Source organism: Acinetobacter sp. 102 (assembly GCF_037028485.1).
GTDB lineage: Bacteria > Pseudomonadota > Gammaproteobacteria > Pseudomonadales > Moraxellaceae > Acinetobacter > Acinetobacter higginsii.
On the sequence record NZ_JAZEZK010000018.1, the window covers coordinates 52,653 to 78,042 of the forward strand.

The 25,390-nt window shown below is 40.5% G+C and carries 23 protein-coding genes and 1 pseudogene; 7 read left to right on the forward strand and 17 right to left on the reverse strand.

What is annotated here, in order from left to right; all coding sequences use genetic code 11:
• The first annotated feature begins 65 nt into the window (after positions 1-65).
• Together rbtA and WA352_RS16840 are read left to right on the forward strand one after the other, a co-directional pair.
• On the forward strand, positions 66-1,952 hold the full coding sequence (gene rbtA, locus WA352_RS16835) for a rhombotarget A (RefSeq protein ID WP_033134571.1): 1,887 nt from the start codon (positions 66-68) through the stop codon (positions 1,950-1,952).
• Positions 1,953-1,968: 16 nt separating this feature from the next.
• A complete protein-coding gene (locus WA352_RS16840; RefSeq protein WP_033134572.1) occupies positions 1,969-4,479 on the forward strand; it encodes a CSLREA domain-containing protein in 2,511 nt (836 codons plus the stop codon).
• 64 nt (positions 4,480-4,543) lie between these two features.
• Here the strand turns inward: WA352_RS16840 and WA352_RS16845 are convergent, their stop codons facing one another.
• From WA352_RS16845 to WA352_RS16865, 5 genes are all read right to left on the reverse strand, one after another.
• Entirely contained in the window at positions 4,544-4,933 is a 390-nt protein-coding gene (locus tag WA352_RS16845; RefSeq protein ID WP_033134573.1) for a DUF3106 domain-containing protein, read from the reverse strand.
• Positions 4,923-5,246 carry a hypothetical protein gene (locus WA352_RS16850; RefSeq protein ID WP_004654617.1) on the reverse strand — a complete coding sequence of 108 codons (324 nt, stop codon included), beginning with the start codon at positions 5,244-5,246 and terminating at the stop codon, positions 4,923-4,925. Before WA352_RS16850 ends, WA352_RS16845 begins: the two co-directional genes overlap by 11 nt.
• A complete protein-coding gene (locus WA352_RS16855) occupies positions 5,233-5,850 on the reverse strand; it encodes an RNA polymerase sigma factor (protein WP_033134574.1) in 618 nt (205 codons plus the stop codon). The genes WA352_RS16850 and WA352_RS16855 overlap by 14 nt, the downstream gene beginning before the upstream one ends.
• Positions 5,851-6,009: 159 nt before the next feature.
• On the reverse strand, positions 6,010-6,786 hold the full coding sequence (locus WA352_RS16860; protein WP_336143369.1) for a TrmH family RNA methyltransferase: 777 nt from the start codon (positions 6,784-6,786) through the stop codon (positions 6,010-6,012).
• A gap of 56 nt (positions 6,787-6,842) precedes the next feature.
• Positions 6,843-7,814 (reverse strand): class 1 fructose-bisphosphatase, encoded by a 972-nt coding sequence (locus tag WA352_RS16865; protein WP_004805658.1) that lies wholly within the window; start codon positions 7,812-7,814, stop codon positions 6,843-6,845.
• 178 nt (positions 7,815-7,992) lie between these two features.
• Here WA352_RS16865 and WA352_RS16870 point away from each other — a divergent pair, with 178 nt between their 5' ends.
• Entirely contained in the window at positions 7,993-8,178 is a 186-nt protein-coding gene (locus tag WA352_RS16870; RefSeq protein ID WP_004805661.1) for an NF038105 family protein, read from the forward strand.
• A 58-nt stretch (positions 8,179-8,236) separates the two neighbouring features.
• On the opposite strand, the gene pal is transcribed toward WA352_RS16870, so the two are convergent.
• The 10 genes from pal to WA352_RS16920 all read right to left on the reverse strand — a co-directional run bounded on the left by pal (position 8,237) and on the right by WA352_RS16920 (position 17,343).
• The gene (gene pal / locus WA352_RS16875; protein ID WP_004805662.1) at positions 8,237-8,803 is read right to left on the reverse strand and encodes a peptidoglycan-associated lipoprotein Pal; all 567 of its coding nucleotides are present in this window, start codon (positions 8,801-8,803) and stop codon (positions 8,237-8,239) included.
• A 22-nt stretch (positions 8,804-8,825) separates the two neighbouring features.
• Complete coding sequence (gene tolB / locus WA352_RS16880) at positions 8,826-10,109, reverse strand: Tol-Pal system beta propeller repeat protein TolB (protein WP_005322019.1); 1,284 nt, start codon at positions 10,107-10,109, stop codon at positions 8,826-8,828.
• Between the two features lie 99 nt (positions 10,110-10,208).
• The gene (tolA, locus tag WA352_RS16885; protein ID WP_033134575.1) at positions 10,209-11,606 is read right to left on the reverse strand and encodes a cell envelope integrity protein TolA; all 1,398 of its coding nucleotides are present in this window, start codon (positions 11,604-11,606) and stop codon (positions 10,209-10,211) included.
• 3 nt (positions 11,607-11,609) lie between these two features.
• Positions 11,610-12,062, reverse strand: a complete 453-nt coding sequence (tolR, locus tag WA352_RS16890; RefSeq protein WP_004805667.1) for a protein TolR — start codon at positions 12,060-12,062, stop codon at positions 11,610-11,612.
• Positions 12,062-12,760 carry a protein TolQ gene (tolQ, locus tag WA352_RS16895; protein WP_004805668.1) on the reverse strand — a complete coding sequence of 233 codons (699 nt, stop codon included), beginning with the start codon at positions 12,758-12,760 and terminating at the stop codon, positions 12,062-12,064. Before tolQ ends, tolR begins: the two co-directional genes overlap by 1 nt.
• Positions 12,761-12,784: 24 nt before the next feature.
• Positions 12,785-13,192, reverse strand: a complete 408-nt coding sequence (gene ybgC, locus WA352_RS16900) for a tol-pal system-associated acyl-CoA thioesterase (RefSeq protein ID WP_004805671.1) — start codon at positions 13,190-13,192, stop codon at positions 12,785-12,787.
• 130 nt (positions 13,193-13,322) lie between these two features.
• Positions 13,323-14,231, reverse strand: coding sequence for a hypothetical protein (locus WA352_RS16905; RefSeq protein WP_033134576.1), 909 nt, complete (start codon positions 14,229-14,231; stop codon positions 13,323-13,325).
• Positions 14,232-14,319: 88 nt separating this feature from the next.
• Positions 14,320-15,318, reverse strand: a complete 999-nt coding sequence (gene ruvB, locus WA352_RS16910) for a Holliday junction branch migration DNA helicase RuvB (protein WP_033134577.1) — start codon at positions 15,316-15,318, stop codon at positions 14,320-14,322.
• A 7-nt stretch (positions 15,319-15,325) separates the two neighbouring features.
• Positions 15,326-15,928 (reverse strand): Holliday junction branch migration protein RuvA, encoded by a 603-nt coding sequence (ruvA, locus tag WA352_RS16915; RefSeq protein ID WP_033134578.1) that lies wholly within the window; start codon positions 15,926-15,928, stop codon positions 15,326-15,328.
• 74 nt (positions 15,929-16,002) lie between these two features.
• Positions 16,003-17,343 (reverse strand): deoxyguanosinetriphosphate triphosphohydrolase, encoded by a 1,341-nt coding sequence (locus WA352_RS16920; protein ID WP_004805678.1) that lies wholly within the window; start codon positions 17,341-17,343, stop codon positions 16,003-16,005.
• A 464-nt stretch (positions 17,344-17,807) separates the two neighbouring features.
• Here WA352_RS16920 and purL point away from each other — a divergent pair, with 464 nt between their 5' ends.
• On the forward strand, positions 17,808-21,638 hold the full coding sequence (gene purL / locus WA352_RS16925) for a phosphoribosylformylglycinamidine synthase (RefSeq protein ID WP_033134579.1): 3,831 nt from the start codon (positions 17,808-17,810) through the stop codon (positions 21,636-21,638).
• Between the two features lie 75 nt (positions 21,639-21,713).
• A complete protein-coding gene (locus WA352_RS16930; RefSeq protein WP_033134580.1) occupies positions 21,714-22,919 on the forward strand; it encodes a multidrug effflux MFS transporter in 1,206 nt (401 codons plus the stop codon).
• A gap of 65 nt (positions 22,920-22,984) precedes the next feature.
• On the opposite strand, the gene WA352_RS16935 is transcribed toward WA352_RS16930, so the two are convergent.
• Entirely contained in the window at positions 22,985-23,533 is a 549-nt protein-coding gene (locus WA352_RS16935) for a hypothetical protein (RefSeq protein WP_033134581.1), read from the reverse strand.
• Between the two features lie 387 nt (positions 23,534-23,920).
• Here WA352_RS16935 and WA352_RS16940 point away from each other — a divergent pair, with 387 nt between their 5' ends.
• Complete coding sequence (locus tag WA352_RS16940; RefSeq protein ID WP_033134582.1) at positions 23,921-24,481, forward strand: SMI1/KNR4 family protein; 561 nt, start codon at positions 23,921-23,923, stop codon at positions 24,479-24,481.
• A 62-nt stretch (positions 24,482-24,543) separates the two neighbouring features.
• A complete protein-coding gene (locus WA352_RS16945) occupies positions 24,544-24,954 on the forward strand; it encodes an NUDIX hydrolase (RefSeq protein WP_033134583.1) in 411 nt (136 codons plus the stop codon).
• On the opposite strand, the pseudogene WA352_RS16950 reads toward WA352_RS16945, so the two are convergent.
• Positions 24,949-25,221 (reverse strand): annotated as a pseudogene (locus tag WA352_RS16950) (DUF3885 domain-containing protein); the annotation flags it as partial. The gene WA352_RS16945 and the pseudogene WA352_RS16950 sit on opposite strands and share 6 nt — an antisense overlap.
• Between the last annotated feature and the right edge of the window lie 169 nt (positions 25,222-25,390).

The following is a 25,390-nucleotide window of genomic DNA, read 5'->3' on the forward strand; positions in this document are numbered from 1 at the left end:
AGGAATGTGGTTGCAAACATTGCGTTTGCAATACAAAGAAAAATGAAAAATAGAAGGAGATCGGTATGCTCAAACGGACGCTTGCCTGCGCTTTATTTGCGATTACTGGACATGCATATTCTGCGGATATTCAAGTTACAACATTGGCTGATGAAGACAAAGATGATGCCGTTTGTTCATTACGAGAAGCTGTTGAGTTTTTAAATAAAAGAAGTCAAAAAGAGTTTGAAAATGGTTATCACGGATGTGGTAATAAAGATGCAACCAGTAACATCATTTTGCAACGAGACCAGACTTATCAAATCAATTCAGCTTTAAATATCAAAGCGGCAGCTACAATTCGGACGGCAGCTAGTGATGGCTTTAATGACAATAAAAAAGGCTTAAATAATGCGACGATTAAAATGGTGGGTTCTGATCGTCTTTTCGTAATTGATGATAATAATGTTGAAAGTGCACTACTTGCAGTCGGTTTGATTGAGCTAAATTTACAAGGAGCTTCCAGTAAGGTTAATGATGGCGGTTTAATTCTCAATCGAGAAAGTTTATCGATTCAATACTCAAGGTTAGTGGGTGGTTCAGCAAATCGGGGCGGTGCAATTTATAATGCTGGTGTCTTATCGGATGCGAAAAACACAGCAGGGTATGTCTATATTAATAATAGTATTTTACAAAATAATAAGGCGGATCAGGGCGCTGTCATTTATAGTGAAATGCCAATGTATCTGATTGCACAATCGGTAATACGGGATAATGAAGGTGTAGCAGGTACCAATGGTGCTTTGCTCTATGTCCAAACTGGTTTTAATAACGATACTATTGGTGGGGCATTGGGAACAGGTATTTCAGGTATTCGCAGTAGCACTATTTTTCATAATAAAGGGGGCTATGTTGCGAATATTCGTGAAGGGATGATCCTGAATAATAATACAATTATTAAAAATGCTGCTGGGTTACATTTACAGTCTTTAAATTTCAAAATAACCACTACAACTGATGAAAATGGCGAGAAAAAAGAAACAGTTAAAGAATACCCTAGTTCTTATGTTTCAAATAGTATTTTAGTTGCGAATGGAAATACGAATTGTACGAACACTTCAGATGATACGACCATTGTTCAAAGTAATTTAACCACATCAGATTGTGATCGTAATGCAGAAAAACGTTTACCAAACTTTATGTGGAATCAGAATGATCCTGAGCAAGCCTTAATTGCGGGGGGTACAAATGATGAAGGAATTTGTGCAGCTCCACCAGCGAAGGGGTTACTGTGCCCTTATTCTATTCCGAAAGATCAAATGCTTGGTTTCTTTAAACCCCGTTTATTGGCTTCTTATAAACAGTTGTCAGATTCACTCATTGTTAATAAAGGGCGCATTTATAGTGATGGTACAACCTTCAGTACAGCAAATTGTGAGCCTACAGATCAACGCGGGAAAAGCCGTACAGGTTTTAATGAATTATGTGATTTGGGCTCAGTTGAGTTAATTGTCAATCGTGGTGAGATTCCAATTGTTGGTCAAGATATTTTATACGGACAAGTGGCTAAGTTTAGTATAGCGGAGAGTTTGTTAGACGGTGAGTTGCTAGATCCTGCAACATGTGAAGCACAACTTGGTAAGCGTTCAGATGGTCAGCCTTGGAAAGTCGGTTGTTTAGAAGTCGTGCAAACACAAACGCCATCTAAAGGCAAGACCAGCATTGATCAGGATGGTAATGTGACTTATGTGCCTGATAGTGATTGGCATGGTGCAGATAAATTTAATTTACGAGTAATGACGACTACGACTCGTTTTAATGATGTATCAAACTATTTTATTGATATTCCAGCAACAATTGTACAAGATCCACCGAATACCTTTAAAAGCAAAACAGTGAGTACGGGTAGCTTTGGAATGGGTGCGATCTTGATGTTACTTGGATTGGTAGGATTGCGCCGCATTAAATCATAATCAGGGATGAGATGAGATGAGACATTATAAAAAAACAATTTTAGCAACCATGGTTCTGGCGACAATGCCACTGTTAGCGGCAACTAGTAGCACACCTATTAAAGTCACTACTTTTGTGGATGAAGATGGTGAAAACCCTTCTGCTTGTTCATTGCGCGAAGCGTTAAAAACAGCCGAAACACGCGTTGCTTATGGTGGGTGTGTGGTCACAGATACGCTTTCAAGTACGCAGAAAGTTATTCAGCTTGAAAAAGGGGTCTATACCCTTAAGAAGGAATTAACGCCAAATGTGAATGTCGCAATTTGGGGTGCTAGTCCAGTTGATTGGCAGGAAAAAAATGTTCTATTAAATGATGTAGTTAATCAATATCCAGCACAAATTCCTTTGCAAACTACGATTAAAGCTGAGAATTCACGTATTTTTAATACAACATTAGGAACGAAAGCTCTCAGTCTCAGTAATGTAATTTTGACTGGTGGTCGGACGGCAGATCGTGGTGGAGCGATTTATGCAGGTGCTGATGTTGTCTTACAAAGTAGTCAAATTTTAGATTCCCACGCAAAAGAGGGGGGGGCTGTTTATTTAGCAGGTCCCTCAACAACACTAACTTTGACGAAAAGCTTGATTCAGGGAAATCAGGCTGATAAAGGTAGTGTCTTGTCTATGAGTTGTTTTAATGATGTGACGTATGCAAAACGTACGATTAATTTAACATCAAACAGCTTTGTTACAAATGGTTCTGGAAACTCAAGCAGTATGATTGAGTTTTGTGGAGAGTCAACTGCAACATTAATAACGAATACGATTGCAAAAAATATTGTTAATTCCTCATCTGGTAATTTAATCAAATTTACAGGTGATACTAAACCAGGAACTGAAGAAAATAATAATTCCAGTATTCTAAGTAATGCAAGTAATATAATTTTAACCAGTAATACCATTGTTGAAAATCAAGCTTTTACAACTCTGCTTTATGATAAAATTGGTGGGAAAGTATTAACCTATAACGTTCTTGCTTATAATGGTGGGGTGAATAGTTATGCATGTCGATATCTATTTGGTGATGTCGTCAATCAGGAAGAGGTTAGTTTTGGTATAGCTTATAATGCGCTTTCATTAAAAGAGGGCGATTCTACATCTCCAATCAATAATGTCTGTGATGTTCCAAAAGAGTCACTTAAAAATAATACAACCAATTTAAATGTCAGTAATATTAGTATTGGAACACTATTAAGTCCATTACAAGCAGCTTCTGCTTATACTGCATTTCTACCAATCTATTACCCAAAGAAAAATGTAACAGAAATAGAAGTTAAGGTAGATGATAAGACGACTACAAAAATAGTTGGTTTATTAGATGTTGATGGAATTTCTTGTAGTGCAACGGACCAACGTGGTTTGGCGCGTATTGTAGATGGTACTTTGTATTACAATCCTGATGCGAGCAACCGTTGTGATATTGGTTCAGTTGAGTTAATGCGATTTACAGCGGGTGATTTACAAGATTTGACTAATACCTCTATTAGTAGTGCAATGTCAACTTATCAATCTCAATATAACTTCTTTGATAATTTGGTCAAAAATCCAAATAATCCTGATTTTTTAACTTACTATAAATCTCGTTTGGATCAATATCAAAAGCTATTACAATATACAAAAGCTAATTTGAAATATCGTGCAATTTACATTGATTTAAGTAACTATCAATTACCATTACCTCAAGATACTGAGCAAGCTGATGGTAGTTATAAATTAGAGTTTTTTAATCCTGATTTATATAATGTCACGACAGAACCTCTTGGTAAAGGTCAAATTAATGATACTGTCACTGATATTGATGCAAGTGACAAAGAAAATTTAGTATGTGCTTGGAATAAAGACCTTCAGCAAATTATTTTTTACCGTAAGGATGACAGTATTACCCAAGCAGGAGACAAGATTTTCTGTAAATACACGATCACGTCAAAGTCTAATCCAAATATAAGTTCGTCTGGCTTAATTCGTGCAGCTTTCGTAAATATTGCACCTGTGGCAACTGATACATCTTTAACGTTTAAATATAAGGAAAAGCAAAAACTTAGCCTGAATTTATTAAACTTTGCCAATGACAATGGTGACACTGGAGAAGGTGGGACTGGTCCAGAAAAAAATCCAAATAAATCTCAATTTTGGAAGAATGCAGAAGGTATTGAGTTACCAATTCGCTTGACCAATGTGCCGACCAATGATTTGAGTATTACAGCTGATCGTAAAGGTGCTTGTCCTGCACCAGATGAAAAAGAGACTTGCTACGGTGGGAATATTTACGTTCAGGAAGTAAATGCATTTAACCCATTTAACTTCTCATTTAACTATCAAGTTTATGATGCTGATGGTATATCATCAAATTCAGCTACTGTGCGAACCATTAGTACAGCAACCACGACTGATGATACTCGTCCAGCGAGCAGTGGTGGGGGTAGTATGAGTTTCTATTCGATATTTGGTTTATTGGGACTATTAGCTTATCGTCGCTTTAAAAAGTAAGTAGACCAAAGATAAAAAAATAGCGCCTTTTAGGCGCTATTTTTTATTGTTATCAATTTAAAACTCAGTGCTCAGCGTATTTACTGAGATATTCTTCTCTGATATTTACACGCTCTTCGCTACTGGCATTTAGCATGCGTTTACGAAGAATGTTACGTTCTTGCATACTCATTTTTTGCCAAACATCACGCATTTTCTGTTTTTCTTCTTCAGGTAATTGCGTGAACCACTCCATTCGTTGTTGAAGCTGTGTGCTTTGATTGGTTGGTACTTCCTTTAATGTCTGATAGCGCTTGATTAAAACGCGTTGCTCCTCAGGTGATAAGTCATCCCATGCTTCTTCCGTTGCTGGTTTATTCGGTTTGGAAAATACCCAAAAACGTTCTGAACCTGCAAAACTGGTTTGTAATAAGCCGAGCGTACACACAACAAGTGCTAATTTTTTAGCTGCCATGTGGAACTTTATCCTCACCTAAGACCAATAACATTTCCATATCTTCAACCATTTGCGGTGAAAGTTTTGGATTCACGACAACTTGGTTTTGTGGTTGATCTGCCAATTGCAACGAACTAGGTAGAACCACAATCCCCATGAGGGCAGCAGCAAACGCAAAACCAGTCATTTTCCAAACACTGTAATAAGAGGTTGGTTTCTTTTGTACAGTATCGAGAACATGATTCATCACCATCATTTTATTGTGGTGCTGTTCTTTCGCAAGTTGGTCAAGTCTGGAAGTCACATGTTTAGTGAACTCATCTTTTTTCATCTGATGATCCTCCCGTATGCGGGTTTAAATGCTCTAAAGCAATTCGGAGTCCCTGAATTGCACGGTGGTAATGTGTTTTCACACTGCCTTCACTGCAATCCATAATTTGTGCTGTGGTCATCGTATCAAAACCTTCCCACGCTCTTAGCATAAATGCTTGTTGTTGACGGACGGGTAGTTGATTGACTGCAGCTTGAATTTCCTCCATCGTGACTTCTTGATCAAGAAATTCAAACGGATTAGGGGTCGATTCATCCACAACATCAATGATTTCTTCGTCATCATCTAAACTAATTTTTTTAAATAATGAAAATGGACTCGCACGGCGAGCTTCTTTGCGTCGCCAGTCTTGGAGTTTGTTATTTAATATGGTGTAGAACAGGGGATACCATTCTTCAGTACTTTTATCTGCATATGATTTGTGCAATGAAATGAAAGCTTCTTGCACTAAATCCATTGCAATGCCTTGTTGTCCCTGCGTTGCACTTTCCATCATAACCAAGGCACGACCTGTAACGTCTTGCATAAAAAAACGCAGACGTTGTTCAACAGTACTGTGATCAGTACTGTTTTCGGTTCGAGCCTGTTTCGGTGCTAAATCCATAGAGATGGAAAATCCTGTCATGGATACCCACCATTAATTCCAATTCATTAATCATATAACGTTGAAAATGGTGGGCGCGTTGACAACTTAAGCAATTATTTTTAGTAGTGTAATTGATTTTCTCAGTAAAAAAATCGTATTTAAAATAATTTAACGTTTTTACTGACGTTGGCGAACCATTTCAAAGAAGCATACTGAACCTGCAATGGCGACATTGAGAGACTCTTGTCCACCAGGTTGAGGGATCGCTACTGCCTGAGCATGCTCAAGTGCATAGTCACTTGCACCTTGACCTTCATTGCCTAAAATCCAGACGCAGGCTTGAGTTAAATCTTGGCTATATAAACTGGTTGAGCGATGTGAACTGGTCACAAAAACTGGAATTTGAAATTTTGGAAGAATATCTGTGAGCTGGAAGTTTTCAAAACATTGAAGACTAAAATGAGCGCCCATACCTGCTCGAAGCACACGTGGAGACCAAAGTGCAGATGAGCCTTGTGTACAAATCACCTGTTTGATGTTTGCAGCGGCAGCAGAGCGGAGTAGTGTCCCTACATTTCCAGGATCTTGAACATTTTCTAGAATTAAAGTATCCGCCTTAAAATCAATCGTGGCGGCAGTTTTGGGTAAATCAACAATCGCGAGACAAGGCAGGGTTGTGCCTAAGGTACTTAAATCCTTATACAGGACTTCACTAATAACAAAGATGTGAGCTTGATGGAGTTCAATCACTTCTTGTAAATCTGGATGTTCTAAGGCTTGTTCGGTGGTAAATAAAGAAAAGATTTTTTTCTGCTGTTGCAACCAAGCCAAGCACAGATGTGTACCTTCTAGAACGGTTTGCTGATGTTTTTTTCGAGCACTGTTAAGCTCGATCAGACCACGCAAATGTTTAATTTTTGCATTGTCTTTTGATTCTAGGAAAATAACCGCCATAAGATAAACATCCAAAAGGGCATCATAATTTTATAATGCCCTGATTATAAAATTAATTAGTGGTAGCTTGTTACGCGTTCCACTTCGTTTTTAGAGCCAATAATCACAGGGACACGTTGGTGTAGTTCTGTTGGTTGGATGTCCATAATACGAACACGACCTGTCGTAGACGCACCACCAGCTTGTTCGATCAACATACTCATTGGATTTGCTTCATACATCAAACGTAAGCGACCTGCTTTTTTTGGGTCTTTTAAATCGTAAGGGTAAAGGAAAATACCGCCACGACATAAGATACGGTGAATATCACCTACCATACATGCAACCCAACGCATATTAAAATCTTTTTCACGGACTGATGTTTTACCCGCTAAAAGTTCGTCAATATAACGTTTTACAGGGTTTTCCCAGTGACGTTGATTCGACGAGTTAATTGCAAACTCTTGTGTATCTGCTGTGACTTGCACTTGTTCTGTCGTTAGCAAGAAGTTTTGTGTTGTTGGGTCAAAAGTAAAGAACGCAACACCTGCACCCACTGTAAGTGCTAACATGGTTGACGGGCCATAAAGCACATAACCTGCGGCAACTTGCGCTGTACCAGCTTGCATAAAGTCTGCAGATTGAGTGACAGAATTCTTTGCAGGAAGAATAGAGAAAATTGTACCGACACACATGTTAATGTCGATATTGCTTGAACCATCGAGTGGATCAAACAAAACTAGATATTTACCATTTTCTTGGGCAGGGGTGAAGTCATCTAGCTCTTCTGAGGCCAAACCACCCACTTGTGGGTGTGCTTTTAAAGCATCAATCAGGTAATCATTAGAAATAACATCTAATTTCTTTTGTGTTTCGCCTTGAACGTTCTCGTTGCCTGCACTGCCCAAAATACCAGCTAAAGCACCTTTTTGAAGTGCCTGATCAATGGTTTGGCATGTAGCCGCAATTGTTTCGATGACTTGTGCCAACTCTGGAGTCAAATTCCCATTTTGTTGTTCTAGGTATTGGGTCAAAGTAAGGTTTGACATATTGAATAGCTCCGATTTGGCCGTGTCAAAAATTGATAAAAAAAGAATGTGGGTATTCTAGATGAGATCGTCCGAAAATAAAAATTATCTTACTTTATTTATGTTGCTTTTATGATTACAAGTGCAGCATTACATGCTATGTTGCATAGATACTAAACAGGATGTTTGGAGGCTACCGATGTCAACCAAGAATTTTGAGGCAACGCCCACGCCGAGTGAGCCGATTAGCTTAGATACGATTTCCAAAGAAAATGTGAAGGATGCATGGAAAGAGTATGAAGCTAAGCCAGAATATAAAGAGTTTAATAAGCACGATTTGATTGAATCAATGCAAAACAAGCCTGATGCTCAATCTTCGTCTTAATAAATGAAATAAAAATGCTCACATGAAGTGAGCATTTTTATTTACAGCGAAACCACAATTATTTTAATAGTGGTGGAACTGCTTCGTAGTTAATTTCTACGCGGCGGTTTTCTTTCCACGCCGCTTCATCATGACCTGCATTCACCGGTGATTCTTTACCGTAGCTAACTGCTTCAAGTTGCTGTGGGTTTACACCGTTGGTAATCAAAAAGCTTTCAACTGCTTTTGCACGGCGTTCGCCAAGTGCCATATTGTATTCACGCGTACCACGTTCATCCGTATGGCCTGTCAGAGCAACACGAGAGTTAGCGTTAGCAACTAGGAATTGAGCATGTGCTTGTAGGGTTTGATAATCTTCATTCGATAAATCACTGCTATCAAAGTTAAAGTGCACCACGCGTTTTGCCAAGAATGCTTTATTTGCAGCAGTGACACCTTTAGAAGATGCACCAGCCAAGTTTTGCGCATTTAATGCTGCATCTTCACTTAAACCATCTGTGCTGACTGTGGTTGAGCCATTTGGATTTGTGCCAGTAGTAATTTCAGCGGCAGGCTTACGGCTTGCACAGCCTGTAAATACAAGTGTTGCAGCAATCAGTGGAAGCGTTAGATATTTAATGTTCATATGATTCTCCAATCGATTAAACTTATTTTGGTGCCCAAGCTGGTTCACGAACTTCACCTTGCTCGCTTGGTAAATTCATGCGGAAACGGCCATCAGTCGACATGACGGATAACAAACCACGACTACCTTCACGTGTTGCATAAACCACCATCTGTCCATTTGGTGAGAAGCTCGGTGATTCATCTAAACTTGTCGGTGTCAGAATATTGGTGATACCAGTATTGATATCTTGGATTGCAACTTTGTAGTTACTGCCACTTGGACGATGTACTAAAGCAATCTTTTTACCATCAGCACTCAAAGTACCGCGTGCATTAAACGCACCTTTGAAGGTCAAGCGTTTTACAGAACTATCATCAAAGCTATAGCGATAAATCTGTGGTGAACCACCACGATCAGAAGTAAAGATAAATGATTTACCATCTGGAGAATAACGTGCTTCAGTATCAATCGCAGAGTCATTGGTCATGCGCTGTACTTGACGTGTGCTTAAATCCATTTGATAAACTTCTGGGTTACCATGCATTGATGCAGTGAATAACATCGATTTTCCGTCTGGAGAGAAGCTTGGAGCGCCATTTAGACCGCGGAAGCTCGCTAAAACTTCACGTTGGCCCGTGGCTAAGTCTTGTAAGTAAATTGCAGGGCGTTTGGTTTCAAATGATACATAAGCAATTTTCTTAGCATCAGGTGTCCAAGCTGGAGATAAGATAGGATCACGTGATGACAATACTGTTTTAGGTTGCTCACCATCTGTGTCGGCGATTTGTAATGTATAGCGTTGGGCAGGTGTCGCTTGATTACGCAATACATAAGCAATACGACCACTAAAGTCACCAGCAATACCTGTTAAAGCTTGATAGATGGTATCACTGATCAGGTGGCCTGCTTGGCGTACACGTGAGCTTGGTACAGTCAGTACTTCATTGAGTAAGTATTGTTGTTTCTGTACATCATATAACTGGTAATGAATCTCAAAAGTATTGGCATCAACCGCCTTAAGTTGTCCAACGACAACATACGGCACACCGGCATTCTGCCAATCACCCGCTTGAACCTGATTAAGGCTTGCAGTAGCCGGCAAATTTTGAGATGCGCTGGTAAAACGACCTGAACGATTCAAGTCGCTTTCCACAATTGGATAGATCGCATTGTCATTTGCAAATGGGATGATCGCGATTTTAGGTGCTTGTTCAGGTGCTTTAGCAATTTCGAGGTGTAATTGTGCGAAAGTTGCTGTTGGAACAACTGTACTAATCGCAGCAAATACTGCTAAAGAGAGGAGGTGTTTACGAGTCTTGTCCATAGTTACAATTACTTGCGTTCGTATTTTTGTGGCTGTTGATTATTTAACATAGTTACATGCTTTGTGCTATTAAAAGCATGTAACGTTAACTATTCATTACTATTTTGCAGTAAAACTTGAAGTAAAGCTTCTTGCTTCACGACGGGCGGTTGGATCATCTGGCATCGGGTAAGGAGCAGCAGCTCTTACCGCAGCTTCGACACTCGCCTTAACGTCTGGGTCACTCGCTGTTACAACGACAGAAAGTACGGCACCGCTATCGCTTAAAGTCACACGAGCGCTCGCACGCTGACCCGATGAGCCAGATGGCATATTCCACGCACGATAGATTTTTTGTTCGAAATCACGTTTCGCAGTTGAAGCAACACGTTTTGCATCCGCTTTTTTCTGGGCAGCTTCCTGCTCAGCTTTTTTAGCGGCTGCAGCTTTGGCATCTGCTTCAGCCTCAGCTTTACGTTTCGCATCTGCGTCAGCTTTTGCCTTCGCATCGGCCTCGGCTTTACGTTTCGCGTCTGCATCAGCTTTTGCCTTGGCATCTGCATTTGCTTTACGTTTCGCATCTGCGTCAGCTTTTGCCTTCGCATCGGCCTCGGCTTTACGTTTCGCATCTGCGTCAGCTTTTGCTTTGGCATCAGCATTTGCTTTGCGTTTCGCGTCGGCCTCAGCTTTAGCCTTGGCATCAGCTTCGGCTTTACGCTTCGCATCAGCGTTGGCTTTTGCTCTCGCGTCGGCCTCAGCTTTACGTTTTGCATCGGCTTCAGCACGTGCCTTGGCATCAGCTTCGGCTTTACGCTTCGTATCTGCGTTGGCTTTTGCTCTCGCGTCAGCCTCAGCTTTACGTTTTGCATCTGCTTCAGCACGCGCCTTGGCATCTGCCTCAGCTTTGCGCTTGGCATCCTGTTGCGCTTGAAGTTTTGCATTTTCAGCAGCTTTTTGCTGTCTTAATTTCGCATCTTGTTCCGCTTTTTGGCGTGCTTTGGCTTCAGCCTCGGCTTTGGCATTTTGTTCAGCTCTACGCTTCGTATCTGCTTCTGCTTGGCGTTTCGCTTCAGCGTCCGCACGTTGTTTCTGTGCTTGAGCATCTGCAAGTTTACGTTGTTCTTCAACTTGCTGTGCACGAGCAGCTTCATCTGCTTTGCGTTTTTGCTCAGCAAGTTTGGCTTGCTGTGCCTGTTCAGCTTTTTGCTTTTCAGCCGCAAGTTGTTGTGCAGTTGGCGGCGGAGGTGTTACAGGAATATTTTCAGGAAGTGTTGTATCCACGATAGGGCTTTGCACTTCTTCTGCCTGATGTTCAGCAGAGACTTGTTGTTCGGGTTGTTGTAATGACTGTGGTAAATCTTCTGGCTTCACCAAAATAGTGGTCAGTTTTTTAGGTTCTTCAGGGGGTTTACTCAAGCCTAAAAACAACAAGCCAACAATTGCGATTGCATGAACACCGAGGGTAAAACCCAGCGCAATCGCATTTTGCTTAAAAGGTGGCTCTTGAAATTTTTTCATAGCTTATTTTAAAGACTTCGTGAGTAAGCCGACTTGAGTAAGACCAGCTTCTTGTAAACTAGACATAAGAGCGACAACTTCACCATATGGACGAGATTCCTCTCCATTGACTAATACCATCAACTTCTTATTTTCTTGTTCAGCTTGTACTTGAGCTTCGCTTAACACAGTTTCGAGCTGTTCAAGTGAAAGTGGTTCACTACTTTTATGTTCTTTATACTCAAGGTAGATATTGCCATCTTTACCTAAAGTCACCATTGCTGGCATATCTTTTGATTCGATAGGTTGATTATTGGCTTGTGGCAAATCTACTTTAATACCGCTGGTAATCATGGGGGCGGTCACCATAAAAATGACCAATAACACCAACATGACGTCGATATAGGGAACCACATTCATATCACTTTTGAGCGGTTTTTTAATCCGCTCAAAGCGTCCAGATCGTTGAATCGCCATTATGCATCTTCCTGTGTCGTTCCAATCGCTTGACGCTGTAATAGGGCAACCATTTCTTCTGCAAATAAAGCACGATCTGAATAGATTGATTCACCTTTAGCGGTAAAGTGGTTAAACGCAAGTACAGCAGGAATTGCTGCAAACAAACCAATCGCAGTTGCAATGAGGGCTTCGGCAATACCAGGAGCAACAGTTGCCAAAGTCACTTGGTCCACGGCAGCAAGGCCGATAAAGGCATTCATAATCCCCCATACCGTACCAAATAAGCCGATATAAGGTGCAACTGAACCAATACTAGCAAGTGCACCCAAGCCGACTTCTAAACCACCTTGGTCACGGCTTAAACCAACACGCAGGATACGTTCAGTTCCTTCGATGGTTTGATTGGTGTCTGCTTTACGTTTTTGCAACTTAAAGAACTCACCTAGGCCTTGGTAGAAAATATCTTCTAGACCACGACGTTTAGAGTTCAATTGTGCATTATTATAAAGCGTGTTTAATTCGGCACCTGACCAGAACATTTTTTGAAAATGCTCATCCTCTTGTCCTGCTTTTTTAAAGCCCATATATAATTTGGCAATCAGATACCAGCTATAAATTGAAGAGAGTAGCAGGATCAGCATGACCAGTTGTACAACAGGACTTGCTTGTAAAATTAGGTCAGAAATATGCAGGGAAGATTCTAAGTTAGTTGCCATAAGTTGCTGTGCCGAAAGTTTATTTTAGTCCTGTGCTAATTCTTTTTGAATCAGATCACGAATTTCATCAGGAAGTCTACGTGGCATTAACTCTTTGTTTAAACATGCCAACACAACCTCACCTGAAGCCAGCAAGATTTCACCACGATAAATATTTTGTTGCAACACAAAAGATGCGGCTTTACACGAAATAACACGTGCTGTAACGGTAATTAAATCATCCATTAATATTGGGCGTACATATTTAACAGCGATTTGATGTACAACGAAGCTGTAATCTTTTTGGTGCCAGTAGTGATCAACACCAGCTGCACGTAGCCATTCGGTACGGGCACGCTCCATAAAACGGATATGATTGGCATGGTAAACGATACCGCCTGCATCTGTATCTTCGATATAAACGCGAATGTTGAACTCAAAATGATTTGCCATTTCTATTACCTATTTTTGCGTACTGTCAGCAATCAGGAATGATATTGCCTCAATAAGGTTAAGGAAATAGTAATAAATAACATATTGTTGAATGAGGTAAAAAAGAAGCCCTTGAATAGGGCTCTTTCTTTTAATAGTTGAGTTCTTCCCAAGCGACGACTTTAGGGAAGCCTGTGACGGTAACGCCATTGGCATATGCACGCATTAATGCTTTATAGTCAACGGTTTTAGTAATGGTGATTGCATTTTTATTGTTGTTAGTATCTTCAATAAAAATTTCAGCAAAACTTGGATAAAATACTGATACATCACCGACACTTCCAAATTTGATTTGATTGTCAAAATTTACAGAGAATTCTTTATTATTGGATATCCCAACTAGACGTCCTTTGGTAATTGATCCAGTTGACCAAGGCTCAAAGCTATAGTTTGTAAGTTTATAGACTTCGGTATATTTTTTATCAGCCCATGTGAATTCCATTTGAGCAATGTCATATTTGAAGGGGCGAGCATCAGCATAATAAGATAGACTGCTTTTGCTTCCATTAAAGGTTGTTATTTCATTATCAACTTCTACTTTAAATTGGTTCAGTATCGTATCGATTTTAAAGTTATCCTGTGACCAGTATCCTTGTGTGCTAACACTTCCAGACAGAATCATTGGTTCCTCAGAAACAGGTTGAATAACGCCATCTTTTGTATATTGTAAATCACATTTATTCAGCGTAACAGTTTGGCTATTTCTGCTAAAGCTCCCTTCTTTATTTCGGCAGAAGGCTTTGTAGCCCATTTTTTCTCCACCTTGAATTAAATAAAAAACGGATTCAGCAAGCGTGATCGTATCAATGAGTTGATTTTCATTAATGCTTGATAAATTGATAATGGGTGCATAAATCAATTCAAGATTTTCTGGTTTGCTATAATCTAGTTTTTCTTTAGCTTGAAATGAATTGCCATTATTTGCATTATCACCTCCACCCCCGCAGGCTGTTAAAAATAAGCTACTCAAAAATACGGAAGTTAAAGTTTTATTTTTCATTGTTACCCTAAAAATAATGAGATGATTAAAATCAGGCATATCCTATTCTAATCATCCCATTATAAGAAGCACTAAGTTGAAAATATTTTTATGTTTCAGGTGGCGTCATCCCAAATTGTAAATACGCCATATTGGTTGCAATACGGCCACGTGCAGTACGCATCACATAACCTTGCTGGATTAAATAGGGTTCAATCACATCTTCAAGCGTTCCACTATCTTCAGCCATGGCTGCGGCCAAAGCTTCCACACCTGTTGGTCTGCCTTCAAAACGTTCCAATAACATACTGAGATAACGACGATCGAGTGTATCTAAACCAGCTTTATCGACATTAAGCATGTCTAAAGCACGTTGTGCCATATCTTGAGTCACTTCGCCTGTACCTTTCACTTGCGCATAATCACGCACACGACGTAATAAACGGTTGGCAATACGTGGGGTGCCGCGGGCACGACGGGCAATCTCTGTTGAGCCTTCTTTGGTAATCGGGACATCCATCAAGTTAGCTGAACGCGTCACGATATGGGTCAGGTCTTCAACTGAATAGAACTCTAAACGCTGTACAATCCCAAAACGGTCACGTAACGGAGAGGTGAGTAGACCTGCACGTGTTGTGGCAGCAACTAAAGTGAAGGCGGGTAGATCGAGCTTGATTGAACGAGCAGCAGGGCCTTCACCAATCATAATATCGAGTTGATAGTCTTCCATGGCTGGATAGAGAATCTCTTCGATCACGGGTGAAAGACGATGAATCTCGTCAATAAATAGCACATCACCTTCTTCCAGATTGGTCAGCATGGCAGCTAAATCACCAGCACGTTCTAATACAGGGCCAGAAGTTGATTTTAAATTACCGCCCATTTCTCTTGCGATAATATTCGCCAACGTGGTTTTCCCTAAACCTGGAGGGCCAAAGATCAAAGTATGATCTAGGGCTTCACCACGACCACGCGCTGCACCAATGAAGATTTCCATTTGCTCACGAACCACAGGCTGACCAATATAGTCAGCCAATGAGGTCGGACGAATGGCACGATCAAAATGATCTTCAGGTTTTTCTGTTCCGCTAATAAGACGATCTTGCATATATCTATTACTTCATCATGGATTTAAGCGCAGCACGGATAATGTCAGCAGATTCAGTATAGTCTGCTTTAACTGCTGCCACTGCTTTTTGTGCTTCTGCTGGTTTATAACCTAAGGATTGCAAAGCAGCTTCAGCTTCGGCAACTGGTGAATTTGCCATAAATTGAATTTGAGCAGCAGCATTTGTCGTACTGCCAGTTGAATGTGCTAAGGCTTTGAAACGATCGCGTAATTCAATCATTAATCGTTCAGCAGTTTTTTTGCCTACACCCGGAACTTTAATCAGCGTATTAATATCATCATGTTCAATTGTGTGGATGAGCAGTTCAACACTTAATGTCGATAGAATGCCCAAAGCCATTTTGGGGCCAACGCCATTCACTTTGAGTAGGGTACGGAAAATGGTTTTTTCTTGTGCATCTCTAAAGCCGTAAAGTTGTTGCGCATCTTCACGAACGACTAGGTGGGTCCATAAAGTAACTTTCTGTCCCTTTTGTAATTGGCAAAATGTCGAAAGTGGTGTGTCAATTTCATAGCCAACGCCATTTACATTGAGTAATACGGTTGGGGCTTCTAGGGCAAACACTTCGCCAATTAAACATCCGATCATGAGTTAAATTTCACTATTTTTAAAAACAATTTAGTTTGGGTATAAAAAGGAAAGGGTGCCAACTCATCTAGTGGCTAAAAGAACCCTATCTTATTGCCTTGCAGCTCTTGCGCCAAGCTATAAGCCTGATGATCCGAGAACTTACTAATAATATCGAGAACTTGCATAATATTATTATAGTGGTTGTTTTGCAGATTTACCCCTGAATGTTGCAAAATTGACATCAACCGCTGTTCTTTAAAGCTTAATGTCTTATGCGGCATGGTCAATGGGATAAAGGCGTCCAAAATCGTTTGTAGGCTTTGGTGTGCAATAATTTCTAAACCAGATTTTTGAGGATGCTCAAAAATACGGTCTCGGGCAAGATTCTTCGCCGTTTGGATACCTGCTTCAATATCCGGTGAGCAATATTGCAATAGGCTACCTTTGAGCTGACCGGTTAAAATTTCATACTGATGTTTGGCAAATGCCGTGGTCACCTCATCGACTAAACGCTTCATTACACGCCCACGGAGAGCTGCAATTTTTTGCTGCCATGTGGTATGTGGTAAATGGAGTTCTTCTGGATAACCATAATCTGCAATCAGATTCAGAAAAATTGGCTCGACTTCGGCATAGTTCAACATGTTCAGAATAATGCCATCTTCTAAATCAATGAGTGCATAACAAATATCATCAGCTGCTTCTAATAAATAGGTCAGTGGATGGCGGCAATAGTGATAGTCACCAAGCTGAATCAGACCAAGTTGCTCTGCTAACTGTTTTAAAATTTCTTTTTCAGATTGATAGCAACCAAACTTTGCCCGTTGATGGGACGGCATATCGCCTTGTTCTTCGATGGTTTTAGATAACCACGGATATTTTAAATAGGCACCGAGTGTTGCACAGGTTAAGCGCATACCACCATCATCGGGGTGATAGTCAATACGGCTGAGTAGTCGAAGTCCTTGGGCATTGCCTTCAAATTGACGTACATCGGCTGCTTCTTCTGGGGTGAGTTTTGTCAAGAAATCACGATGCGATGCATCATCAAACCACTCACGAATCGCATATTCGCCTGCATGACCAAAAGGTGGATTACCAATATCATGCGCTAGACAGGCAGCTTGGATAATCGCACCAACATCAGCAGGTGAAATCCACATCGGTAATTCATCTTTGATTTTTTCTGCGGCCAACATGCCGAGTGAACGCCCAATACAAGACACTTCTAGCGAGTGTGTGAGACGGGTATGAATCCCATCATGTTGAGTCAGTGGGTGAACCTGTGTTTTTCTATTTAATTGACGGAAACTTTGAGAAAATATAATTCTGTCATAATCTTTGTGGAATGGGCTTCGAGCCAATTCAGTACTACTTTTTTTACTACCTAAACGAATTGCAGAAAGCAATTCTACCCAACGCATTTGTTCCATTCATCATTATTCACTACGAGTTCAGGATCATCATGCCAAAAAAAAGATTAAAGCACTAGAGTAGGGCGACATAAGTTGTCTTGGATCAGTATGTTGTCGTTTATAGTTTTGTATTCAATCATAATTTAAGGCATTTATTTGCTCACATATATGGCTTTTAAAGGTGTTGATGGTGGGGTAAAAGAGTCACTTGCAAGCAATGAGCAATTCTTTATTTAGTTTGGTATTTCCACAAAAGAAGACTTGCAAACAAGAAATATGAGTTATACAGCAGGCTAAATGAATTGTTACGAATAAAGTAAAATAGATAAAGCTACAAGAAATTAAGCCATTTGCAGTAGAAAACTCTGATTTTTAAGATGGATATAGCTAGCTGAAATGAGCCTTTCACAGTAGAATATGCGCTCTTTCATAAGTCACATTGTGGTAGGTTCGTTAGACCCACCCGTGGAGCCAAAGTCAACATGTTTATCGTGGCCGGTGCATCAGCACATTCTTCTTTCAAGAAAGCTCAACTCTTAAACCGATTAACGTCAATGAGTTCTGTTCAATCTTTTGACAGCCAGTGGGTTTATTTGTTTGATCAAGCGCTCAACGAGCAGCAACATCAATCGGCATTACAACTTTTAAACGATGGTCAATCTTTCGAACTTCGCCAAGCTGCAAGTGATGAAATCCAGATTTTAGTGACACCGCGTGTGGGGACAATCTCGCCGTGGTCATCTAAAGCAACCGATATTTTCCAAAACTGTAATACACCTATTCACCGTTTAGAGCGTGGTCTGTTATTTACACTTAAAGGTGTGAAAGAGATTTCGAACGAAGTGAAATTGGCCTTACATGACCGGATGACAGAGAGTGTTTTTGCTCAAATTGATGATGCAAAAGCTCTATTCTCAGAAACAGCGCCGAAGCCATTGAACTCAATTGATATCTTGGGTCAAGGAAAAGAAGCACTAGTCAAAGCCAACAATGAGTTTGGCTTTGCTTTATCTGAGCAAGAAATTGATTACTTAACCGAAGCATTTACCAAGCTTGGTCGTAATCCAAACGACATCGAGTTGATGATGTTTGCACAGGCAAACTCTGAACACTGTCGTCATAAAATCTTTGGTTCTGAATGGACAATTGATGGTGAAAAACAACCATTATCATTGTTCCAAATGATTAAAAACACTTATAAAGAATCTCCAACCGATGTGTTATCAGCATATAAAGATAACGCCTCTGTCATTGTGGGTTATGACACGATGCGTTTTTATCCGAAGGCGGATGAAAATGGTCACTTCGTTTATAAATATAAGAGCCAAGCTGCTCATATCTTGATGAAGGTTGAAACACACAACCATCCAACTGCAATTGCTCCATTTGCAGGTGCTGCAACAGGTTCGGGCGGTGAAATCCGTGATGAAGGTGCAACAGGTCGTGGTGGTAAACCAAAAGCAGGTTTAACTGGCTTTACGGTTTCAAACTTAAATATCCCTGGTTTTGAACAACCTTGGGAAGATAACTACGGTAAACCTTCACGTATGGCATCGCCATTACAAATCATGATCGAAGGTCCATTGGGTGGTGCTGCGTTTAACAACGAATTTGGTCGCCCAGCATTAAATGGTTATTTCCGTACTTTCGAACAGAATGTCAATGGTGAAGTGAAAGGCTTCCATAAGCCAATCATGATCGCTGGTGGTTACGGTAATATTCGTCCTGACCATGTTGAAAAAGATGCGATTCAACCGGGTGACTTGCTCATTGTATTGGGTGGCCCTGCAATGTTGATCGGTCTTGGCGGTGGCGCAGCGTCTTCTGTAGACAGCGGTACCATGGGCGAGAGCTTGGACTTTGCTTCGGTGCAACGTGAAAACCCAGAAATGGAACGCCGTTGCCAAGAAGTCATCGATACCTGCTGGCGTTTAGAAGACTTTAACCCAATTGTGTCTGTACATGACGTCGGTGCAGGTGGTGTATCTAATGCCATGCCAGAACTTGTGAATGATCATGAGTTGGGTGCAGTGCTTAACCTACGTAAAATTCCATCATTAGAGCCAGGTATGAGCCCGATGGAGATCTGGTCAAATGAAGCGCAAGAACGTTATGTACTTGCTATTCGCCCAGAGTCTTTAGAACAGTTTGAAGAAATTTGTGCACGTGAGCGTTGTCCGTTTGCGGTATTGGGTGAGGCGACTGAAGCGCGTCACTTAACGGTTGAAGATCCGTTGTTTGAGAACAAGCCTGTTGATATTCCAATGCAGGTGATCTTAGGCGGTACACCGCGTATGCAACGTTCATATGAAACGATTGAGCGTACGGGTAACGACTTTGATGCTGCGAAAGTTGATTTAAAAGATGCGATTTTCCGTGTATTGAAAAATCCAACAGTTGCGTCTAAATCATTCTTGATCACCATTGGTGACCGTTCGATTACGGGTATGGTTGCACGTGATCAGATGGTGGGTCGCTGGCAGGTTCCTGTAGCTGATGCTGCTGTAACCACCACTAGCTTGCAAGGCTTCACAGGTGAAGCAATGGCAATGGGTGAACGTCCACCAGTAGCGTTGTTAAATCCAGCTGCATCTGCGCGTCTAGCGGTTGCAGAAGCAATCACCAATATTGCTTGTGCCAACATCGAACAAATCAGCGATATCAAGCTTTCTGCAAACTGGATGGCAGCGGCAGGTCAAAAAGGTGAAGACCAAGCCTTGTTTGAAGGTGTGAAAGCGATTGGCATGGAAATGTGTCCTGCATTAGGTATCGCAATTCCAGTCGGTAAAGATTCACTTTCAATGCGTACCACTTGGAATGATGGTGAAGACAAAGCAGTGACTTCGCCTATGACCGGTGTGATCACTGCATTTGCTCCAGTGTTAGATGTTCGTAAAACATTAACGCCTGAATTGAAAAACTTAGCAGACTCAGTACTGGTACGTATTGACCTATCTAAAGGTCAGTTCCGCCTAGGTGGTTCGATCCTTGCGCAGGTGTATAAAGCCATTGGTTCAGTGACACCTGATGTGGATAGTTTTGATGACTTCAAAGCATTCTTTGCCTTGATTCAAGACTGGAACAATCGCGGTGTGATTAAGGCTTACCATGATATCGGTGATGGCGGTTTATTGGCGACTGTTGCTGAAATGATGTTTGCTTCGCGCTTAGGTGTTGCTTTAGAAAATCAATCAACTGAAAGTTTATTCGCTGAAGAAATTGGTGCTGTACTTCAAATCACAGCGGCGGATTGGGCTCAGTTAGAAGTTGAAGTTGCAGCATCTAGCCTGAAAGATGCCATTGCAGTTGTGGGCCGTGTCAATACAACCGATCAATTGGCTGTGAATGGTTTAACTTTAGAGCGTGCTGAATTGCAACAAGCATGGGCAGAAGTATCGCATCAGATCCAACGCTTACGTGATAACGTTGAGACTGCTGATCAAGAGTTTGCATTAATCGCAGACAAAAACCACAAAGGTTTGATTGCACAAGCAACTTATGACTTGAATGAACCTGTTGAAGCGCCGTTTATCAATACACGTCGTCCTAATATGGCCATCTTGCGTGAGCAGGGTGTTAACGGTCATGTTGAAATGGCCGCTGCTTTTGACAAAGTTGGCTTCAATACCATTGACGTACACATGAGTGACTTACTAGCAGGTCGTGTCAGCTTGAGCGACTTCGAAGGTTTAGTGGCGTGTGGTGGTTTCTCATACGGTGACGTGATGGGTGCTGGTGGTGGCTGGGCGAAATCAGTCTTGTTCAATGCGAAATTACGTGACCAGTTTGAGCAGTTCTTCCATCGTCAAAATACATTCAGCTTAGGCGTATGTAATGGTTGTCAAATGATGTCGCAACTTGCACCACTGATTCCAGGTGCAGAGCATTGGGGCCGTTTCCACCGTAACACTTCAGAAGTATTTGAAGCGCGTGCCGTGAACGTTCGTGTAGAAAAATCAGTTTCTGTATTACTTGAAGATATGCAAGGTTCGATTTTACCAATCGCTGTTGCGCATGGTGAAGGTCGTCTGGTTGCAACTGAACAGCAAATTGCTGCTTTAAATGCTGAGAACCAAGTGATCTTACGCTATGTGGATAGTTTGGGTAATCCAACTCAACACTATCCATTGAACCCGAATGGTTCACCTGAGGCGATTACAGGTTTAACCTCTAAAGATGGTCGTGCAACCGTGATGATGCCGCATCCAGAACGTAACTTCCGTGCTTTACAGCATTCTTGGAAGCCTGAAGATTGGGCAGAAGATGGTGCTTGGTTACGTATGTTCCGTAACGCACGTAAATTTATTGGTTAATTAAAGTCATGAAATAAGCCACCGTCAGGTGGCTTATTTCATTCCGTATAAAATAATCATCAATGGACAAGAAAAATGAAATCAAAAATCCATTTCCGCGAATTTGCACTGCTGATGGCATTACTGATGTCCATCGTCTCATTCTCAATTGATGCTGTTTTACCCGCACTCGGTGAAATTGGTCGTGTTTTTACTTTGCAAAATAGTAATCAGGCGCAATGGGTCATTATCAGTATTTTTTCAGGCATGACCATCGGGCAACTGATTGCAGGACCATTGTCCGATGCAATTGGACGGAAACGGATTTTATTTACAGGTATTGTCATCTACTTTTTAGGAAGCTTATTGTGCTATTCCACTCAAAGCTTTGAATGGTTCTTGGTCGGACGTTTTATTCAGGGTGTAGGTGTTTCTGGACCTTATGTCGCTTCGATTTCGATTGTGCGTGATAAATATAGCGGTGCCCAAATGGCCCGCATCATGTCTCTGATCATGATGGTATTTATGGTCGCGCCTGCAGTTGCACCGAGCTTGGGACAGTTGATCATCCATTTCTTTGGCTGGCGCGATATTTTTGTGTTGTATATGGTCTATGCTATCGCTGTTGGAGCATGGGTTGCTTTGCGCTTGGAAGAGACCTTAGTGCCTGAAAATCGTCTGCCAATGCGGGTACAAGCATTTAAGGATGGTTTTAAGGAAGTGGTGAGTAATAAAACTACCATGAGCTATTTGTTGTGTGCAGGCTTTTGCTTTGGTGGGTTTATTGGCTATCTTGGAACGTCACAACAAATTTTTATGCAACAATTTGGCAAAACAGGGCAGGAGTTTAGTGCTTACTTTGCTTTATTGGCAGGTGTGATGGGGATTGCATCTTTTACCAATTCTAGAATTGTCATGAAGTTTGGCATGCGTCCCATCTGTATTTATGGCTTTCTTGGTTTAAGTCTAATTTCGTTGCTGTTCCTCATCATTCAGCTTTCTGGCGTATCCATCTCATTCTGGATGTTTATGCTGTATGCCTGCATTCTATTTTTATTGTTTGGAACACTATTTGGCAATCTAAATGCGATTGCAATGGAACCGATGGGGCATGTGGCCGGTATGGCTTCTGCGATTATTGGTGCATCGTCTTCGGTATTATCGCTTATTCTCGCCTCTATTATTGGTCAGTTATATAACGGAACTTTAATTCCAATGACCTGTGGTTTTGTGATTTTATGTGGTTTGGCTTTTGTGCTGACCTTATATGAAAAACGACAATTAACTAAATTAGCAAGTTAAATCTTATAGTTTGATTTTTGGACTGAAATACATTTAAAAGCCATCTGATGATGGCTTTTTTATATTTAGCTTTTGATGCAACTCATTAATGCATCGCGAGCTCTAAATCCACCACTAATGGATGATGCGTAGATTGTTTTTCCTTGCAGTAAAATTTCCATTGCACCGACATCATCCAGTTTGGGGGCTGTCTGTACCATACTTACAGGAACGAGCAGCATACCTTTCTTTGGGCTAGGAAGTAGGGTAGCCTCCGTTGGCATGACTGAATGATCAGTCCGTATCACAATGTCGAGTTGTTGATTACTGGCCGTTGTTGGTATATGAGGACCTGTAAATACCAATGCTCCAGTACTTCTTTCTGAAGGACCGAACAGAGTAAGTTGATTCAAACCAGAATTATAAGAGACGGCACATCCTCCTTTTCTGCCACGATGTTTAGAAAGAAACCATATTCCATGTTCACCTTGATAAATTTGTTTCATGTTTTTAGAGCTTGTTAATGGATAGTGTGAATTTGAGTCAGCTTGAATAAGCTCATTTGCATAGAGAAATGTTGATTTTGTTAAAGCACTAAAAGCGAAAATTAAGGTCATTAGAGGTTTATGGGGCATATAAATACTCTTTGCTTTGGATTCTAGTTTTAAAATTCTATTGATTCGCTTTAAAATCTAATTGAGCGAATCAAGGGATATTTGACTGAGCGTTATATATCCTGATTGATCTTTTATATATTTTTTTAACATCGGTTAAAAGATCATAAGATGAGCAATAGCTAAAATTGTCCTAGGATGTTTATAATTAAAGGATAAGATGTTGGATAATATGAGCACTCATTTTTTTAGGCAGATCGATGGGGTGTTGTGGCTGATGATGGCAAAGGTATGTTTGGTATAATTTCGAATAAGAGTAGTAAGTGAATGGTTGAGAACAATGCACTTGATGGGTGTAAAATAAAAAAGGTAGAGATTGTAAAATTAAAGAATTAGAGATTTTTATATATGGTTGATTTTGTTTCTGAGTTGATAAGCTGTCGACATGAAGATACGCATTTGCCTTTTTATCCAGAACATATTCAAGGCTATACAGAGCAAGAAATTGATCAAATTGCTGAAATTTATAATCTAGAGATTCATGGGCAGTTCCGAGAGTTTTTATCGCAAATGGGAAGATGCTCAGGCGGTTTGTTGTGGGGTACTGTATCTATGTTCAGATATTCATGGAATAAAGAGGCATATACAGGCTATCAAAAAGTTTTAGATGATGAAGATGAAATAAATAAACCTAATGGGTGGATTAGTGCCGTTGAAAATAAACTCTTCCCATTAACAAATGAAAATGAAGGCAATCAGTTTGCATATCTGGCGACTGCTTTAAAAAATGATTATGTTTGGTTATGGGATGATGGACAACCAGAATCTGAATTTAGTCGTACTGGATCTACACTTTTAGAATATTTAAAATGGTTAGTAGAATATGAGACTAAACAAGCACGGTTTGGAGACAAATCGGCCAACTTTGAACAGGATAAACAATATATTACGGGGAAATTATTAGACTAAATTATTGGTTTAGAAATAAAAGTTTTATTTATATAACTTCGAGCGACTAAAAGTGCAGTGCTATGAGAAAAGTTGTCCCTGTAGTTTTAAGACATAAAAACCCAGGTATAGATATATTGGCTTTTCATCATCCACTTGCTGGGACTCAATTGGTTAAGGGCACAATTGAACAGGGTGAGCAATATGAACAGGCTGCAATTCGTGAGTTGTTTGAAGAGTCGGGATTGAGTGCTCAGCCTAATCCCAAGTTTTTGGGTAAGCTCATACTTAAATTTAATCAGCAAAACTGGTATTTCTATGTATGCGAGGTGAAGGGTGAGCTGGCTGAAACGTGGCAACATCATTGTCAGGATGGCGGTGGTTTAGAATTTAGGTTCTTTTGGTATTGTTTAGATCAACAACCAGATGATCATTGGCATGAAACCTTTAGAGAAGCGTTAAGCTTTTTAAGGAATAGCTTAACGTCGTTATAATCCATCTGCTCTTGGTGAAAGCCAGTCTTGATATTTGTTTCTTAAATCATTTCTTTTCGCTTCATCAAAGATAATAAAATCAATGCCGCCATCATAAGGTGCAACAATTATATTTTTCTCGAAAGAAATCATAAAAGCCCTCAACTCATCATCAGCAATTTTTTTTAATAATTCATTGTGAGTGTTCGGTTGCCAAGTTGTTTCTAGAGAATATGGTCTAAAAAAAGAATCTTCTTCGTCATCATCATAATCTTCAGGATTGAGTTGCTGTGATAATCAGAAATAAATGAGACAAAATTAGGCTGAAAGCCCCATTTTTAGACTATAATTCATAAATAAATTAGACAAAAATACCATAAATAGATGAGACAGTATTGAAAAATACCATAAATAGATGAGACATCATCTAAGAGCGTATAAATAAGAAGGTAGATCA

Coding starts and splice junctions, on each gene's coding strand:
- purL (WP_033134579.1), top strand. CDS start 17,808: ATGTTTATCGTGGCCGGTGCATCAGCACATTCTTCTTTCAAGAAAGCT.
- WA352_RS16855 (WP_033134574.1), bottom strand. CDS start 5,850: ATGGATTTAGCACCGAAACAGGCTCGAACCGAAAACAGTACTGATCAC.
- WA352_RS16845 (WP_033134573.1), bottom strand. CDS start 4,933: ATGGCAGCTAAAAAATTAGCACTTGTTGTGTGTACGCTCGGCTTATTA.
- tolB (WP_005322019.1), bottom strand. CDS start 10,109: ATGGACAAGACTCGTAAACACCTCCTCTCTTTAGCAGTATTTGCTGCG.
- ruvA (WP_033134578.1), bottom strand. CDS start 15,928: ATGATCGGATGTTTAATTGGCGAAGTGTTTGCCCTAGAAGCCCCAACC.
- WA352_RS16860 (WP_336143369.1), bottom strand. CDS start 6,786: ATGGCGGTTATTTTCCTAGAATCAAAAGACAATGCAAAAATTAAACAT.
- WA352_RS16920 (WP_004805678.1), bottom strand. CDS start 17,343: ATGGAACAAATGCGTTGGGTAGAATTGCTTTCTGCAATTCGTTTAGGT.
- WA352_RS16840 (WP_033134572.1), top strand. CDS start 1,969: ATGAGACATTATAAAAAAACAATTTTAGCAACCATGGTTCTGGCGACA.
- pal (WP_004805662.1), bottom strand. CDS start 8,803: ATGAACATTAAATATCTAACGCTTCCACTGATTGCTGCAACACTTGTA.
- WA352_RS16870 (WP_004805661.1), top strand. CDS start 7,993: ATGTCAACCAAGAATTTTGAGGCAACGCCCACGCCGAGTGAGCCGATT.
- ruvB (WP_033134577.1), bottom strand. CDS start 15,318: ATGCAAGATCGTCTTATTAGCGGAACAGAAAAACCTGAAGATCATTTT.
- WA352_RS16945 (WP_033134583.1), top strand. CDS start 24,544: ATGAGAAAAGTTGTCCCTGTAGTTTTAAGACATAAAAACCCAGGTATA.
- tolA (WP_033134575.1), bottom strand. CDS start 11,606: ATGAAAAAATTTCAAGAGCCACCTTTTAAGCAAAATGCGATTGCGCTG.
- WA352_RS16905 (WP_033134576.1), bottom strand. CDS start 14,231: ATGAAAAATAAAACTTTAACTTCCGTATTTTTGAGTAGCTTATTTTTA.
- WA352_RS16865 (WP_004805658.1), bottom strand. CDS start 7,814: ATGTCAAACCTTACTTTGACCCAATACCTAGAACAACAAAATGGGAAT.
- WA352_RS16930 (WP_033134580.1), top strand. CDS start 21,714: ATGAAATCAAAAATCCATTTCCGCGAATTTGCACTGCTGATGGCATTA.
- rbtA (WP_033134571.1), top strand. CDS start 66: ATGCTCAAACGGACGCTTGCCTGCGCTTTATTTGCGATTACTGGACAT.
- WA352_RS16935 (WP_033134581.1), bottom strand. CDS start 23,533: ATGCCCCATAAACCTCTAATGACCTTAATTTTCGCTTTTAGTGCTTTA.
- tolR (WP_004805667.1), bottom strand. CDS start 12,062: ATGGCGATTCAACGATCTGGACGCTTTGAGCGGATTAAAAAACCGCTC.
- tolQ (WP_004805668.1), bottom strand. CDS start 12,760: ATGGCAACTAACTTAGAATCTTCCCTGCATATTTCTGACCTAATTTTA.
- WA352_RS16940 (WP_033134582.1), top strand. CDS start 23,921: ATGGTTGATTTTGTTTCTGAGTTGATAAGCTGTCGACATGAAGATACG.
- WA352_RS16850 (WP_004654617.1), bottom strand. CDS start 5,246: ATGAAAAAAGATGAGTTCACTAAACATGTGACTTCCAGACTTGACCAA.
- ybgC (WP_004805671.1), bottom strand. CDS start 13,192: ATGGCAAATCATTTTGAGTTCAACATTCGCGTTTATATCGAAGATACA.